The sequence below is a fragment of the Acinetobacter pullicarnis genome, from assembly GCF_006352475.1.
GTDB classification, from domain to species: Bacteria; Pseudomonadota; Gammaproteobacteria; order Pseudomonadales; family Moraxellaceae; genus Acinetobacter; species Acinetobacter pullicarnis.
This window is the reverse complement of the sequence record NZ_VCMZ01000001.1, coordinates 3,831,520-3,846,015: the sequence shown is the minus strand read 5'-3', so window position 1 is coordinate 3,846,015 and position 14,496 is coordinate 3,831,520. Positions and strand designations below refer to the sequence as shown.

Sequence of the window (14,496 nt, the reverse complement as noted above, 5' to 3'; positions counted from 1 at the left end):
AAGCCGTTCTTAAAACCGTATAGGATGCAACACGTGGAAATTAATCCCTATCTAAACCAATTAAAAGACTTAAATGACCGTGGTCAAACACTACGGGGGTATCTTTGACTACGATCTAAAAAAAGAGCGTTTAGAAGAGGTCCTACGTGAGTTAGAAGATCCTAGCATTTGGAATGATCAAAAACGTGCGCAAGCCATGGCCAAAGAAAAGGGCGAGCTTGAGGGCGTAATTAATGTGTTGGACAATCTTTCACAGCTACTCGAAGATGCACAAGCGATGCTTGATCTTGCTGTGGAAGTGGATGATGAAAGCTTATTGAGTGATGTACAAGCTGAACTCGATTCAGGCGAAAAAGAACTGGGCGAATTAGAATTTCGCCGGATGTTCAGCCATCCAATGGATCCAAACCCTTGTTTCCTTGAGATTCAATCGGGTTCAGGTGGTACAGAAGCGCAAGATTGGGCATCCATGTTATTACGTATGTATATGCGTTGGATTGAGCGTCATGGCTTTAAAGCCGAGCTCATGGAAGTCTCTGATGGCGATGTTGCAGGGATTAAATCTGCAACCATTCGTGTTGATGGTGAATATGCGTATGGCTGGTTGCGTACCGAAACTGGGGTACATCGCTTAGTGCGTAAATCACCATTCGACTCAGGTAATCGTCGTCATACTTCATTCTCTGCGGTGTTCATTTCTCCCGAAGTGGATGACAACATTGAGATTGAAATCAATCCGTCAGATGTCCGCACCGATACTTATCGTGCATCAGGCGCGGGTGGGCAGCATATTAACAAAACAGATTCTGCCGTTCGTTTAACCCATACACCAACTGGTATTGTCGTCGCATGTCAGAACCAACGTTCTCAACATGCCAACCGTGATCAAGCATGGAAGCAATTGCGTGCCAAGCTATACGAGTTGGAAATGCAAAAACGTAATGATGCAGCGCAAGCACTCGAAGATTTGAAATCTGACATTGGTTGGGGCAGCCAGATTCGTTCTTATGTATTAGATGATTCGCGGATTAAAGATTTACGGACTGGTGTTGAAAACTCAAATACCAGTGCTGTATTGGATGGGGACTTGGATCGCTTTATTGAGGCCAGTTTAAAACAAGGCTTATAAGCTAAGTATGGAATCAAAGCACTGCGTTATTCACAAAACATAGATATATATCAATAGATTATAGTCGTATCGTAAAAAAACGATATTAATATCTATAAAATGCGATATATTAGGTGTGACTGCTGAAGAGCGCTTTGCTGTTTATTGAATATGTCTCATTATGGATATCGATTTAATTTTTAAAGCATTGGCCAATCCGATCCGTCGACAAATTTTGCAGTGGTTAAAAAATCCAGAGCAGTATTTGTCGCTTGAGGAATATGGCAACTTTAATCGTGGTGTGTGTGCAGGGCATATTGAACGCTTGGGACAAGTGTCTCAATCAACCATGTCCAATCATTTATCGGTATTACAACAGGCAGGATTAATCCAGGTAGAAAAGTATGGCCAATGGTCATACTTTTCTCGCAATGAAGTGCTTATTCAGCAATATATTGATCATCTAAAAAAATCACTGTAAGGATTGTCGGGCGAGAAGATTCATTGTTGAATGATCTCTTTGCTTTGCAAGATACAGTGGCGAGGCAAATATGGCTGAATTAACAACCGCTCTAAAAATTGGCGATTTTGAAATCAAAAATCGTCTAGTATTGGCACCATTGACACGAGCACGTAGTGATGCGTCACGTGTTCCCAATGCATTGATGCTGGAGTATTACCAACAACGTGCCAATGCCGGTTTATTACTGACCGAAGCCACCGTGATTAGCCCGCAAGCAGCGGGTTACTACAACACCCCAGGCTTATGGAATCAAGCACAGGCTGAGGCGTGGAAAAAAATTACCGATGCTGTGCATCTACAAGGCGCTAAAATTGCGGTACAACTTTGGCATGTCGGGCGGATTAGTGATCCTGAAATCATTGGCGAAACGCCTGTTTCTGCCAGTGCGGTAAAAGCGGCTGGTCATGTGAGTCTATTACGACCAAAACGTGATTATGTGACGCCTCGTGCTTTAGACGTTGCTGAAATTAAAAAAATTATTGCTGATTATAAACATGCAGCTGTTTTGGCAAATCAAGCCGGATTTGATGCGGTTGAATTGCATGCTGCCAATGGCTATTTGGTTGAGCAGTTCTTGTTTAGCAATACCAATCAACGCCAAGACCAATATGGTGGCAGCATTGAAAATCGCGCACGTTTTTTACTTGAAGTTGTCGATGCTTTGATTGAAGCGTGTGGAGCCGGACGGGTGGGCGTGCATTTGTCACCACGTGCTTTATCGCATGATATGTTGGACGACAATCGCATTGCACTCTTTAGTTATGTGGTTGAACAGCTTAACCTGAGAAAGATTGCTTTTATTTTTTCACGCGAGCATTTGGCTGAAGACAGTATGGGACCAATGTTACGTCAGAAGTTTGACGGTGCTTGGATTGCCAATGAAAGCTTAGATTTTGACTCGGCTCAGCAGCTTTTGGCTGACAATGCAGTCGATGCGGTTGCATTTGGATTGGCTTATATTGCAAATCCTGATTTATTACAGCGTTTTCAAGAAAATGCTGCCTTGAATGAGCTTAATCCGACCACACTCTATGCGGATTCAGCAGAAGGCTATACCGATTATCCAACCCTTGCCGAAGCATAAACAAAAAAGCCAAGCGCAAAGTCGAATAATCCTTTCTTTGCATGATTCGGCTTTGCTATATTGCCTGCACGAAACTGAAATTGTTTAGAGAGAAGGTATCTGTTTGGCGACTCCATTTTGGTATAACGCAGCACTAATGATCATTAAGCCATTGTATAAATGGCGGATTAAAAAACGCGCGTTGGATTTAGCACAATACCAAGTTGAGTGCTTAGAACGTTTTGGACCTTTTCAATCGACTAAAAACTTACACAGTATTTGGTTTCATGCCGTTTCGGTGGGTGAAACCAATGCGGCTCAACCTTTGGTTGAACATTATCTTAATTTAGGCCATCCAGTATTGCTGACCAATACCACTAAAACAGGTCAAGCACGTGCCAAAGCATTATTTCTCAATGAGCAATATCAAGATCTATTTCAGGCGGTATATTTACCTGCCGATCAAAAACACTTAGTACGCGCTTTTTTTCAGCAGTATCAACCTAAAATTTTATTGCTGGTGGAAACAGAGTTATGGCCCAATTTAATTGATCAGGCACGCCAATTGGCAGTGCCATGCATCCTCATTAATGCGCGGTTATCTGCAAAATCGGCACAAGCCTATGCCAAAGTGCCTTCCATTACCCGTCCAATGCTACAAGGCTTAACTCAGTTATTGGCTCAAGATCAGGCCACGCAGCAACGCTATCTTGATTTAGGTGCGATTGCAGCACAGACGCAGGTGGTTGGAAGTATTAAGTTTGATATTGATGCACCTGTCGCTTTTGTGGCGCAAGCGCTGCAGCTCAAACAGGACTGGCACTTACAAGATCGAAAAATTATCACCATTGCCAGTACCCATGCCCCCGAAGAACAGCTGTTACTGTCTAGACTAGTACCCTATTTACAGCAGCATACGGACTATATCTGTATTGTGGTGCCACGCCATCCAGAGCGTTTTGATGAGGTTTTTGCACACAGTCAGACGTTGGGTCTACGAACCCAACGACGCAGCTTAGGGCAACAGATTGAGTCGGATACCCAAGTTTATTTGGCAGATTCGATGGGTGAGTTATGGTTGTGGTATGCCTTAAGCCAAGCCTGTTTTGTCGGTGGGTCGCTGAATACCCCAGGGGGCGGGCATAATATTTTAGAGCCACTGGTGCTAGGTGTCGCGACGGTGATTGGGCCAAATTATTTTAACTTTCAAACCATTGTTGATGACTTTTTGACAGCCCAAGCGGTTCTCTTGGGGCAAGATGAAGGGCAAGTGGTACAGCATTTAATTGAATGTATTGAACAGCCCGCTTTGGCCAAACGCTTAAATGATAATGCACAGCAAGTTTTGGCGCAGAACCGTGGGTCTTTGCAGCAACATATTGCAGTGATTGATCGGTATTTAAAGACCGATCAGCACGCGCTGCCACATTTAGATTCACTCAAAAAAGTATAAATTGAGTTTTGCATGAATATTGTATTAATCACGCCTGAGCAGGCGCAGTCTGAGATTTGGTCAATTCAGTCCAGTCGTCAATTGCAGCATCTACATCAACATCTGGCGGTTAAAGTCGGAGATCAGTTGAAAGTCGGTATCCGTGGTGGAGCACGTTATTTAACCGAAGTGATTGCCGTTACTGCGGATGAGATTCAACTTAAAGCTTTGGTCTCACAGGCGGTTCCAGAAAAATTGCCAGTGACGTTGATTGTGGCAATGCCACGTCCAAAAGTATTGCGTCGTTTGATCATGGACAGCGTCACCTTGGGCGTGGAAAAAATTGTGTTATTACATAGCTATCGTGTTGATAAAAGCTATTGGCAGAGCCCGTTGTTGCAGCAGATTGATGACTATGTCACGCTCGGTTTAGAACAAGCAGGCGATACGATGGCACCCTGCATCGAAATTCATAAACGTTTTAAGCCTTTTGTTGAAGACATGCTACCGAGCTATATTGCAGCACAACGGCCAGCCTATGTGGCACATCCTTATGCTACGACTGCAATGCCGCATGCCATTGAGCATGCATGCAGTATTGTGATTGGGCCAGAAGGTGGATTTATTCCCTATGAGATTGATTTATTGGTGGCCAATGGCTGCCAAGCCGTAAGCTTGGGTTCGCGTATTTTGCGCACTGAAACGGCCATTCCTTATGTACTCGGCCGTTTGTTTAGTCAGTATGGATGAGCGCGATCTATGTGAGGGCAACTGGCACCAGCTTAGTCTTGATTCGGTAGGTTAGGCTCACCACGATAGACTTTAACTTCTTGTACTGGATAGGGAATTGAGATTTTTTCACAACGAAAGGCTTGAACGACTTCTTCTTGTACTTTGCTTATAGAGGCTGACGTTGAGGTTTCTTGGGTATTGACCCACCATGTGACAGCTAACTTGACTGAGAACTCAGCTAAGTTACTGACATTGACGCTAAAACTAGGTTGGCTAAGTATGGTTTGGTTTCGGTCTAGAATATTTAAAATAATTTTTTTGGCTTTCTGTACGTCATCGTCGTAGCCAATCCCAATACTAAAATCACAACGACGTTCCATATAGGCCGTATTGACGATCACGGCACTGGTATAGACCGTGGCATTTGGAATGACCACGCGACGTCCATCTGGGGAGCGTAAAAATGTTGCACGAACTTGAATATCTTCAACTTTGCCTTCCATATTGTTGACCACAATGGTGTCACCAATGCGAAAAGGTTCGCCCAATAAAATTAAAATTCCAGACAGCATGTTTTGGAAAATATCTTTAAATGCAAAGCCAATCGCAACAGATCCAATCCCTAAAGCACCCACCAACTGACTTGGGGTAAAGCCTGGAATGGCAATTACCATCGCGATCAGGAAGCCGAAAAATACAATTGCGCTGCTGCCAACGCGATTAAGTACCAACACTAGATTTTGCCGAGTATAGGTGCGATTAGATAAAGTTTTTGCGATAAAGAACTTGAAGACTTTGGACAGAAGCCAAAACAGAATAAAAACAACGACTGCAATAATAAAGTAAGGCAGACGCTCCCAAAAACTGGCCATTATTTTATCGAAGATGGTATAGGCTTCATTATATTTAGTGGTTTCGCCCAATACGGTTTTCGCCGTTTTTTCAGATGCGGCTTGCAGTGCTTGCGTGGCATCTTGCACTGAAAGGCTGAATTTGCTTACTTCATTCACCACGGTGATACCCCATAATTTTGATGGATTATTTTGCCTGATTGATCAAGCTTCTGCATAGGGAAGATGACATCTTTCTCTATGATGTTATACAAAAAAAATGTTTTAGCGCTACAATCAAATTTACGACTAAAGGCTAATTGTTGTACAGTTATGGCTGTCGTAATACTTAAGCTATGCAAGGAATAAAACAACAAACCAAATAGCGCCCATCATGATGAACAGGGCATTTCAAGGAAGTCGCATATGAATGAAATCTATCCGGTACCGGAAGAGTTTGTGAAAACTGCACGGACCAATGAGCAACAATACTTTGCACGCTATCAACAATCTATTGAACATCCAAATGAGTTTTGGGCTGAAGCGGCTCAGAAACTCGAATGGATGACCCCATTTACCCAAGTCAAAAACTGTAGCTTCGATCCAGATAATTTTAAAATAGAATGGTTTGCTGATGGTCAATTGAACGTTAGCAGCAATTGCTTAGATCGTCATTTAAAAGAACATCCACATAAACCTGCGATTATTTGGGAGGGAGATCATCCATCACGGCATAAAATTATTTCATTTGAAGAATTACATGATGAAGTTTGTCGCTTTGCCAATGTGCTGAAAAAACGGGGCATTCGCAAAGGGGATCGGGTCATTCTCTATATGCCAATGGTGTCGGAAGCCGCAATCGCGATGTTGGCCTGTGCCCGCATTGGTGCGGTACATTGTGTGGTGTTTGGTGGGTTTTCGCCCGATGCCTTGGCGAGCCGCATCCAAGACAGTCAAGCCAAATTAATTATTACTGCCGATTCAGGAATGCGTGGCGGTAAACCAATTTTTCTAAAAGACAATGTCGATGCAGCTTTGGCAGTAGAGGGTACTGAATCGGTACAACATGTGGTGGTGGTGCATCGTACGGGCAATCCGATTGTATTAACCCCTGCGCGTGACTTGTGGTATCACATGGAAATCATGAGTGTGAATGACATTTGTCCACCAGAACCGATGAATGCCGAAGATCCATTATTTATTTTATATACCTCTGGCTCAACAGGAAAACCCAAAGGGGTATTGCATACCACAGGGGGCTATTTGACCTATGTTAATAGCACTTTTAGAGAAGTCTTTGATATAAAACAAGATGACGTATTTTGGTGTACAGCTGATGTTGGCTGGGTTACGGGACATTCTTATGTCATTTATGGGCCATTGTCGAATGGTACCACCACCATGATGTTTGAGGGAATTCCGCAGTATCCGAGTTGGGCACGAACGGGGCATATCGTGGATAAGCACAATGTCACGATTTTATATACCGCACCGACTGTGATCCGCGCCATGATGCGAGAGGGGGATGCTTTTGTACGTGAAAGTGATCGGAGTAGTTTGCGCTTATTGGGTTCAGTGGGTGAGCCGATTAACCCCGAAGCATGGAATTGGTATTTTAATGTGGTTGGTGAGGGGCGCTGCCCAATTGTTGATACCTGGTGGCAAACTGAAACAGGTGGCATTTTAATTTCACCGCTGCCGGGCGCAACACCACTCAAACCAGGCTCTGCAACACGGCCATTCTTTGGTATACAACCTGCGTTGGTGGATAACGAAGGTCATGAGATTGAAGGCATCGGCGAAGGAAACCTCGTGATTAAAGATGCTTGGCCTGGAATGATGCGTACTATTTGGCGCGATCCTGCACGTTTTGTTGAGGCTTACTTTGCGACCTATCCGGGAAGTTATTTTACTGGAGATGGTGCGCGCCGTGATAAAGATGGTTACTACTGGATTACAGGGCGCGTCGATGATGTGCTTAATGTTTCGGGTCATCGACTTGGGACGGCAGAAATTGAAAGTGCTTTGGTGGCTCACCAAGCCGTTGCAGAAGCTGCTGTGGTGGGTATGCCTCACGAGATTAAAGGCCAAGGCATTTGTGCTTATGTCACTTTGCAAGCAGACATCGTTGAACGTGAAGCGTTGCGTCAGGAGCTTTATGCTTGGGTGCGTAAGGTGCTCGGTCCTGTGGCAACACCTGATGCGATTTATTGGGCACCTGCTTTGCCCAAGACGCGTTCGGGTAAAATCATGCGCCGCATTTTAAGAAAAATTGTCGCCAATGAGCTCGATAGCTTAGGAGATATCTCGACTTTGGCTGACCCACAGGTGGTGGAACAGTTGATTGCTGAGGTACAAGCAGGGACGACAGCTTAATCATCATTTAAAAACGGCCATTTAAAACCGCCTCGTCAGTATGTCGAGGCGGTTTATTTGCACTGCTTATAAATATTGAGTCGCGCTGTGAGCTCAATATCATTTTTTTGGCATGTTATAAGGATTATTTTTTATTATTATCATGGATATGCCTTCCATTGTTTAAATTCTAGTCAGCACGTTGATGTTAGAAAAGGCGTAAAAGGCAGTATGTTTTGTAGGCGAAAGCTGACAGCGGGAAGAGTTAGAAATGATAATAAAATCAAATAAAAGCCAGCACAAAATAAGATGGCGTCAAAGTAAGACACAGCACTACTCCACGTGAAACCTCATTATCCGTTTTATGCGGTGAATCAAATTGATTTAGCGCATCATCTACTGTCACAAAATTGACCTATAGATGTCATATCACACTGTTTTAATAGATAAATCTAATTTAAATACGTTGCCCTGAAAATGAAGAAAAACTATTTGGTCATATTAATTTTGGCAAGCTTAGGATTGAGCGCATGTGAAAATGAGGATCAAGACCAAACGGTTTCAGTGCCTGAAGAAGCGGTCACCGTTCCAACTTTGATTAGTTTCGCACGTTTAGATGTTGATACTTATGCGGCAGGACCAGATTCGGGTGCAGCCGTGAAGGGTGCGAATGGCATTTTTCCACCCTTTAAAGGACAACCTGTACAAGGTTTCTCAGGAGCATTGAAAAATCCAGATGGGAGTTATATGACCATGGCGGATAATGGTTTTGGTGCACAAGATAATTCCGCAGATTTTCTATTAAGAATTTATCAAATTAAACCTGATTTTAAGACCAAAAATGGTGGCACAGCAAAAGTACAGGTACAGCGCTTTATTCAATTAAGTGATCCCAACAAAAAAATTCCATTCAATATTGTTCATCAAAATACAGCCGAGCGTCTGCTCACCGGGGCAGATTTTGATCCAGAATCTTTGCAACGTGCAGCGGATGGGAGTTATTGGATCGGTGAAGAGTTCGGTCCATATTTATTGCATTTTGATCAAAATGGCATTTTATTAGATGCACCATTTACCTTACCCAACCCATTAAATCCATCGCAGGAACTTCGTTCACCGCAAAATCAGTTGAACAAAGCCAATATCAACTATGTCGAACCGTTGGTACAGCGTAGTGCTGGATTTGAGGGGATGGCTTTATCTAAGGATGGGCGTTATTTATATCCGTTGTTAGAAAAACCATTATTAGGTGATCGTTCAGGTCAGTTGATTATTTCAAAATTTGACCTACAAAAGAAAGCCTATACGGGTGAGTATTATTATTTTAAGTTGGCAGACAAAGCGACCAATATTGGTGACTTCCAAATGATTAATGCCAATGAAGGGATTATTATTGAGCGGGATGGTAGCCAGAATAAATTAGATGGCTATAAAAAACTAATTCATGTGAAACTCAAAGGTGTAGGTGAAGCAGTTGAGCGAACAGATTTGGTTGATTTAATGAAAATCGCTAATCCAAATAAACTATATGGCACGGCACGTGATGGTGATATTGCGACTGGTGAGACCTTCGGTTTTCCATTTGAAACCATTGAAGATGTCATTATCGAAAGTCCGACCGTCTTAACCATTTTAAATGACAATAACTTTCCTGGCTCATCGGGGCGTAATGCCAAACGCGCAGATGACAATGAAGTTATTAAAATTCAATTGCCGAAGAAGTTGAATTTCTAAGCAAAAAAACGCATTAAAATCTCAGCATGATCTTTAAACCCGAACAACGTCATCCGTGTTCGGGTTTATGCGTTCACCCCTAAGCCGCTTTCCCCCACTGGGCATCGGTATTTACCCAGCTTTCGATCTATAGATGACCATCTAAAGCAGTCCCTTCCAACCTTCCTTTGTCACAGGAGGGAGTGTTGTGTCGCATAATTCAGGTGTTGATTTTAAAGGAGTCCGCTGCTTTGGAAAAGATGAGCCATAATTTGGTGTTACATGACAGGGACTTAAAAAAATAGGCGTATACTTCTGTTCTGCTTAGGAGTGTTTATGTCTGAATCCAACGCCGCCGCAGCGTATATAGAATATGGTACTCGCCCATTTCGTGCGATTTTACTCTCCTTATTCCTTGCCGGTTTTGCAGTTTTTTCCTCGTTGTATTGTGTGCAACCGATGATGCCCTTTTTGGCAAAGTTCTTTCAGGTGAGCCCGGCACAGAGTAGCTTACCGCTTTCTTTTTCAACCATTGCTTTGGCATTGGGGCTGATTTTTGCTGGGTTGATTTCAGACCGTTATGGCCGAAAATCGATTATGGCGATCTCGCTATTCTCTACCGCAACTTTATTATTAATCAGCTCACTTTTTCCGGTTTGGGAAGTTTTTCTGTTGACCCGAATGCTGATTGGTTTGGCGGTCAGTGGCGTGGCATCGGTGGCGATGACTTATATCGGTGAAGAAATCGCAGAAAAAGATGTGGGTTTTGCCATGGGCTTATATATTTCTGGCACTGCGATTGGGGGGATGAGTGGGCGTTTGATTGCCGGCGTATTGATGGACTTTATTTCATGGCAAGCGGCGACATTTGTGATTGGTTGTATCAATGTGCTGATTGCATTGGTGTTTTATTGGGCCTTACCAGCATCCAAACATTTTAAACCCTATCCGATTGGGTTGGGTCGTTTAGTCACCTCATTTAGAAAAAATCTAGCGGATGCAAAGTTAAGGCTTTTGTTCGCTCAAGGCTTTATTTTGATGGGCTGTTTTGTCAGCGTGTTTAACTATATTAGTTATCACCTGTTGGAACAGCCGTATGCGCTGTCTCAAACTTGGATCGGGCTGATTTCGATTGCCTATTTATCGGGGATTTACAGCTCACCGAGAGCCGCGAGTTGGAGCCGCAAATATGGCCGTGAAAAAGTATTGCCTGCGATGCTACTGACCATGTTGATCGGGATGTGGATCATGCTGATACCTTCAGTATGGGGCATTTTACTGGGCCTGCTGATTTTCACTTTTGCATTTTTTGCAGCGCATTCGACCGCCAGCAGTTGGGTTTCTGTGCAGTCGTTGCAATACCGTGCCGTGGGTTCTTCGCTGTATTTATTCTGCTATTACTTAGGTTCGAGTGTGTTGGGCAGTAGTAGTGGTTTAACTTGGGAATATTCGGGTTGGCAAGGGGTCGGGATTGAAGTCAGTCTTTTGTTGCTACTGGGAATTTTCTTGGCAATGAAAATGAAATCACCAATCGAAAGCAAAGCTTAAATATTTGAATACGGGCTTGATGTCATCTGGCAAGCCCAGTCATTCAGTGTGTTTGGTGCGGCAAACCTGTTGACTATGAATGCTGTCATTGCCTTCAGCGATGGGGGCGACACGTTCTAATTCACGCAAAATACCACAGGATGCGACGGATCGAGAGTCTTGGCATTGGGCTTTTAACAGTTCTAACTCTTGTTCAAGCAAATGTAATTCTTGAATACGTTGCTGTACATGTTGCAAATGCACTTCAACCAGCTCATTGACGCTATGGCAATCATCTTGATTTTGCTTTGCTGCTAACAAAACGCGAACCTCATCGTGGGTCATACCCAGAGATCGGCAACGACGAATAAAGCGCAAACGCTCTAAATGCTGCTGTTGATAGTCGCGATAATTATTTTCTGTATTGCGTAAGGCTTTTTGCAGCAGACCTTCTTTTTCATAAAAGCGAATGGTTTCAACGCTACAGCCGACTTGTTGTGCAACTTCACCAATTTTCATTTGAATGTTCTGCTTGAGTCTGAAGTTACTTCAGGGTATTTAATAGTAGCACAACATCAATGGGGATTAATCATGAGCGAAAAAACCAAAGCAGTCGTGCCAGAAAAAGAGCTGCCACAAAATAAATCATCATGTTGTGGATCGACCCCATCTCAACCAGAACATGCCCATGATTTAACGGCCACACCCGCACAGGCGAGTGGGTGCTGTGGTTCAAATAAAAAACTAAAGGCGGATCAAGCACATCAGCAGGATCATAGCCACGGCCATACGCATAATCACGAACATAAGCACAGTCACGAACATAAGCACAGTCACGCGCACGATCAAAATCAAAAACATGGATCTCAATCTGAACCTTGCCAAGACAGCCATTCAGCTGCTGGCGCAACCCATACCAATGCGGCAGCGCAACCGTCGAGTTGCTGTGGTGGTTCAAGTCATCAGCATGCAGTTCCTGTCACACTAAAGGCATCACAACAAGAGGGTGAGTATTTACGCACCTCCATGCGCATCATGCAGATGGATTGTCCGACGGAAGAAGGTCTGATTCAGAACAAATTGGGCAAGATGCCAAGCGTGATTGAACTCGATTTTAATTTGATGCAACGGGTTTTAACGGTGTTGCATCAACCTGCGGCTTTGCCTGAAATTGTGAAAGCAGTAAAAGAGCTGGGCTTTGATCCTGAACTTGCCAATGAGCAAGGAAAGTTTGAACAAGCGCCAGTTGAAAAACAGCAATCGGTTTGGCTATTGGCACTGGCTGGTTGTTTTGCCTTTGCCGCAGAAGTCGGTGATTGGATCAGTTTACCGACGTGGTTTACCATTTTAGTCAGTGTGATTGCGATTGCTTTATCTGGGATCGGAACCTATAAAAAAGGTTTGATCGCGGTTAAGAACTTCAATCTAAATATTAATGCATTAATGAGTATCGCCGTGACGGGTGCGGTGTTGATTGGGCATTTCCCAGAAGCGGCCATGGTGATGGTGCTGTTCTCACTAGCAGAGTTGATTGAAGCGAAGTCATTGGCACGTGCGCGTAATGCGATTAGTCAGTTGATGGAGCTTGCACCTGAGCAAGTCACTGTCTTACAAGCGGATGGTCAATGGCTCACTGTCAATGCCGATCAAGTTGAACTGGGCAATATCGTGCGGGTAAAACCGGGCGAGCGTATTGGTCTCGATGGCGTGATCAGCAAAGGCCAGTCTAGTATTAATCAAGCACCGATTACCGGTGAAAGTCTGCCGGTCGATAAGGCTGAAGGCGACCCTATTTTTGCCGGTACCATCAATGAATCAGGTTCTTTTGAATATCGCGTGACTGCGGGTGCAGATAACACCACCTTGGCGCGGATTATCCATGCAGTTGAAAGTGCCCAAGGTGAAAAAGCGCCAACCCAGCGTTTTGTCGATCGTTTTGCCAAAGTTTATACCCCGTTGGTGTTTATCTTCGCGATCTTAATTGCAGTGATTCCACCCTTGTTGATGGGCGGGGTTTGGTTCGACTGGATTTATAAAGCACTGGTGATTTTGGTGATCGCATGTCCATGTGCGTTGGTGATTTCAACTCCAGTAACCGTGGTCAGTGGTTTAGCTGCAGCTGCGCGTCAGGGTATTTTGATCAAAGGTGGGGTCTATTTAGAACAAGGCCGTTTACTCAAATATTTAGCCTTCGATAAAACCGGAACCATCACACATGGTCAACCAAAACAAACGGATTTCCAAGTGTTGACTGGTGATGCAGCACAGGTCACCAGATTACTGCTCAGTCTTGCCAGTCGCTCAGACCACCCTGTTTCACAAGCGATGGTACAGGCGGATAGCACGAAACAAGCTTATTTTGAAGTAGATGCATTTACCGCCTTGGCTGGCCGTGGGACCCGTGGTGTAATTGATGGCGTGACCTATTGGCTCGGTAACCATCGTTTAATTCACGATTTAGACTATTGTTCAGACGAATTAGAAGCGCAAATTACCGCATGTGAGCAACAAGGTAAAACCGTGGTGTTGTTTGCCAAAGATCAGCAAGTGATGGCCTTGGTTGCCGTGGCAGACACCGTCAAAGCCAGCAGTGCTGAAGCGATTGCCGACTTAGAGCAGCTTGGGGTGAAAACCTTAATGCTCAGTGGCGATAACGCACACACGGTCAACGTCATTGCAGCGCAAGTCGGTATGAATGATGCCAAAGGTAATTTATTACCTGAAGATAAGCTTAATTTGGTGGCCAGTTATGCCGACACAAGTAACATTGGCATGGTGGGGGATGGAATTAACGATGCGCCTGCTTTAGCCCGTGCCGATATTGGCTTTGCGATGGGTACCATGGGCAGTGATGTGGCGATTGAAACTGCCGATGTCGCCTTGATGGATGATGATCTACGTAAAATTCCGAACTTTATTCGCTTATCGAAAAAGACCCATCAAATTTTGGTGCAGAACATTAGCTTGGCCTTGATTACCAAACTGGTGTTCTTGATACTCACCATGATGAACTTAGGCACCATGTGGATGGCGGTGTTTGCCGATGTCGGGGTGAGTTTGTTGGTGGTGGCGAATGGTTTGAGATTGTTGCGTAAAGTTTAAGCAGATCTAAACCGAAACCAAAGCATCATGCTGTACCGTTTTGAATATTCTTACGGTGAGCATGGTGCTTTTTTATGGCGGGTATTATTTTAAATTGTCTGTTTTTCATAC

Annotated in this window: 11 protein-coding genes; 9 read left to right on the top strand and 2 right to left on the bottom strand. The window is 44.0% G+C overall.

Translation table 11 applies throughout. The features are described from left to right. Nucleotides 1-24 precede the first annotated feature (24 nt). The 5 genes from prfB to FD716_RS17245 all read left to right on the top strand — a co-directional run bounded on the left by prfB (nucleotide 25) and on the right by FD716_RS17245 (nucleotide 4,876). Nucleotides 25-1,129 (top strand): peptide chain release factor 2 gene (gene prfB / locus FD716_RS17265; protein WP_139853461.1). Its coding sequence is split into 2 segments (ribosomal slippage): nucleotides 25-105 and nucleotides 107-1,129, totalling 1,104 coding nucleotides; the frame shifts between segments, so codons are not numbered across the junction. Between the two features lie 160 nt (nucleotides 1,130-1,289). Next, nucleotides 1,290-1,589 carry an ArsR/SmtB family transcription factor gene (locus FD716_RS17260; protein ID WP_139853460.1) on the top strand — a complete coding sequence of 100 codons (300 nt, stop codon included), beginning with the start codon at nucleotides 1,290-1,292 and terminating at the stop codon, nucleotides 1,587-1,589. Between the two features lie 70 nt (nucleotides 1,590-1,659). Then, entirely contained in the window at nucleotides 1,660-2,715 is a 1,056-nt protein-coding gene (locus tag FD716_RS17255) for an alkene reductase (protein ID WP_139853459.1), read from the top strand. A gap of 103 nt (nucleotides 2,716-2,818) precedes the next feature. Continuing rightward, the gene (locus tag FD716_RS17250; protein ID WP_139853458.1) at nucleotides 2,819-4,147 is read left to right on the top strand and encodes a 3-deoxy-D-manno-octulosonic acid transferase; all 1,329 of its coding nucleotides are present in this window, start codon (nucleotides 2,819-2,821) and stop codon (nucleotides 4,145-4,147) included. Nucleotides 4,148-4,159: 12 nt separating this feature from the next. Continuing rightward, nucleotides 4,160-4,876, top strand: coding sequence for a 16S rRNA (uracil(1498)-N(3))-methyltransferase (locus FD716_RS17245; RefSeq protein ID WP_139853457.1), 717 nt, complete (start codon nucleotides 4,160-4,162; stop codon nucleotides 4,874-4,876). A 32-nt stretch (nucleotides 4,877-4,908) separates the two neighbouring features. Here FD716_RS17245 and FD716_RS17240 read toward each other — a convergent pair whose 3' ends face one another. Beyond that, nucleotides 4,909-5,868, bottom strand: coding sequence for a mechanosensitive ion channel family protein (locus FD716_RS17240; RefSeq protein ID WP_407641940.1), 960 nt, complete (start codon nucleotides 5,866-5,868; stop codon nucleotides 4,909-4,911). A gap of 246 nt (nucleotides 5,869-6,114) precedes the next feature. Between FD716_RS17240 and acs the strand changes: the two genes are divergently transcribed. The 3 genes from acs (at nucleotide 6,115) to FD716_RS17225 (ending at nucleotide 11,304) form a co-directional block, all read left to right on the top strand. Continuing rightward, nucleotides 6,115-8,064 (top strand): acetate--CoA ligase, encoded by a 1,950-nt coding sequence (gene acs, locus FD716_RS17235; protein WP_139853455.1) that lies wholly within the window; start codon nucleotides 6,115-6,117, stop codon nucleotides 8,062-8,064. A 456-nt stretch (nucleotides 8,065-8,520) separates the two neighbouring features. After that, nucleotides 8,521-9,777 carry an esterase-like activity of phytase family protein gene (locus FD716_RS17230; RefSeq protein ID WP_139853454.1) on the top strand — a complete coding sequence of 419 codons (1,257 nt, stop codon included), beginning with the start codon at nucleotides 8,521-8,523 and terminating at the stop codon, nucleotides 9,775-9,777. Nucleotides 9,778-10,092: 315 nt separating this feature from the next. Further along, nucleotides 10,093-11,304, top strand: a complete 1,212-nt coding sequence (locus FD716_RS17225) for an MFS transporter (RefSeq protein ID WP_139853453.1) — start codon at nucleotides 10,093-10,095, stop codon at nucleotides 11,302-11,304. Nucleotides 11,305-11,343: 39 nt separating this feature from the next. Here FD716_RS17225 and FD716_RS17220 read toward each other — a convergent pair whose 3' ends face one another. Then, complete coding sequence (locus FD716_RS17220; protein ID WP_139853452.1) at nucleotides 11,344-11,802, bottom strand: MerR family transcriptional regulator; 459 nt, start codon at nucleotides 11,800-11,802, stop codon at nucleotides 11,344-11,346. Nucleotides 11,803-11,874: 72 nt separating this feature from the next. On the opposite strand from FD716_RS17220, the gene FD716_RS17215 reads away from it, so the two are divergent. Beyond that, nucleotides 11,875-14,385 carry a heavy metal translocating P-type ATPase gene (locus tag FD716_RS17215; protein WP_139853451.1) on the top strand — a complete coding sequence of 837 codons (2,511 nt, stop codon included), beginning with the start codon at nucleotides 11,875-11,877 and terminating at the stop codon, nucleotides 14,383-14,385. The last annotated feature ends 111 nt before the right edge of the window (nucleotides 14,386-14,496 follow it).

Bases quoted from the DNA above. Each gene is read 5' to 3' on its own strand.
- FD716_RS17260 (WP_139853460.1), top strand. From the start codon at position 1,290: ATGGATATCGATTTAATTTTTAAAGCATTGGCCAATCCGATCCGTCGA.
- FD716_RS17255 (WP_139853459.1), top strand. From the start codon at position 1,660: ATGGCTGAATTAACAACCGCTCTAAAAATTGGCGATTTTGAAATCAAA.
- FD716_RS17245 (WP_139853457.1), top strand. From the start codon at position 4,160: ATGAATATTGTATTAATCACGCCTGAGCAGGCGCAGTCTGAGATTTGG.
- acs (WP_139853455.1), top strand. From the start codon at position 6,115: ATGAATGAAATCTATCCGGTACCGGAAGAGTTTGTGAAAACTGCACGG.
- FD716_RS17230 (WP_139853454.1), top strand. From the start codon at position 8,521: ATGAAGAAAAACTATTTGGTCATATTAATTTTGGCAAGCTTAGGATTG.
- FD716_RS17225 (WP_139853453.1), top strand. From the start codon at position 10,093: ATGTCTGAATCCAACGCCGCCGCAGCGTATATAGAATATGGTACTCGC.
- FD716_RS17220 (WP_139853452.1), bottom strand. From the start codon at position 11,802: ATGAAAATTGGTGAAGTTGCACAACAAGTCGGCTGTAGCGTTGAAACC.
- FD716_RS17215 (WP_139853451.1), top strand. From the start codon at position 11,875: ATGAGCGAAAAAACCAAAGCAGTCGTGCCAGAAAAAGAGCTGCCACAA.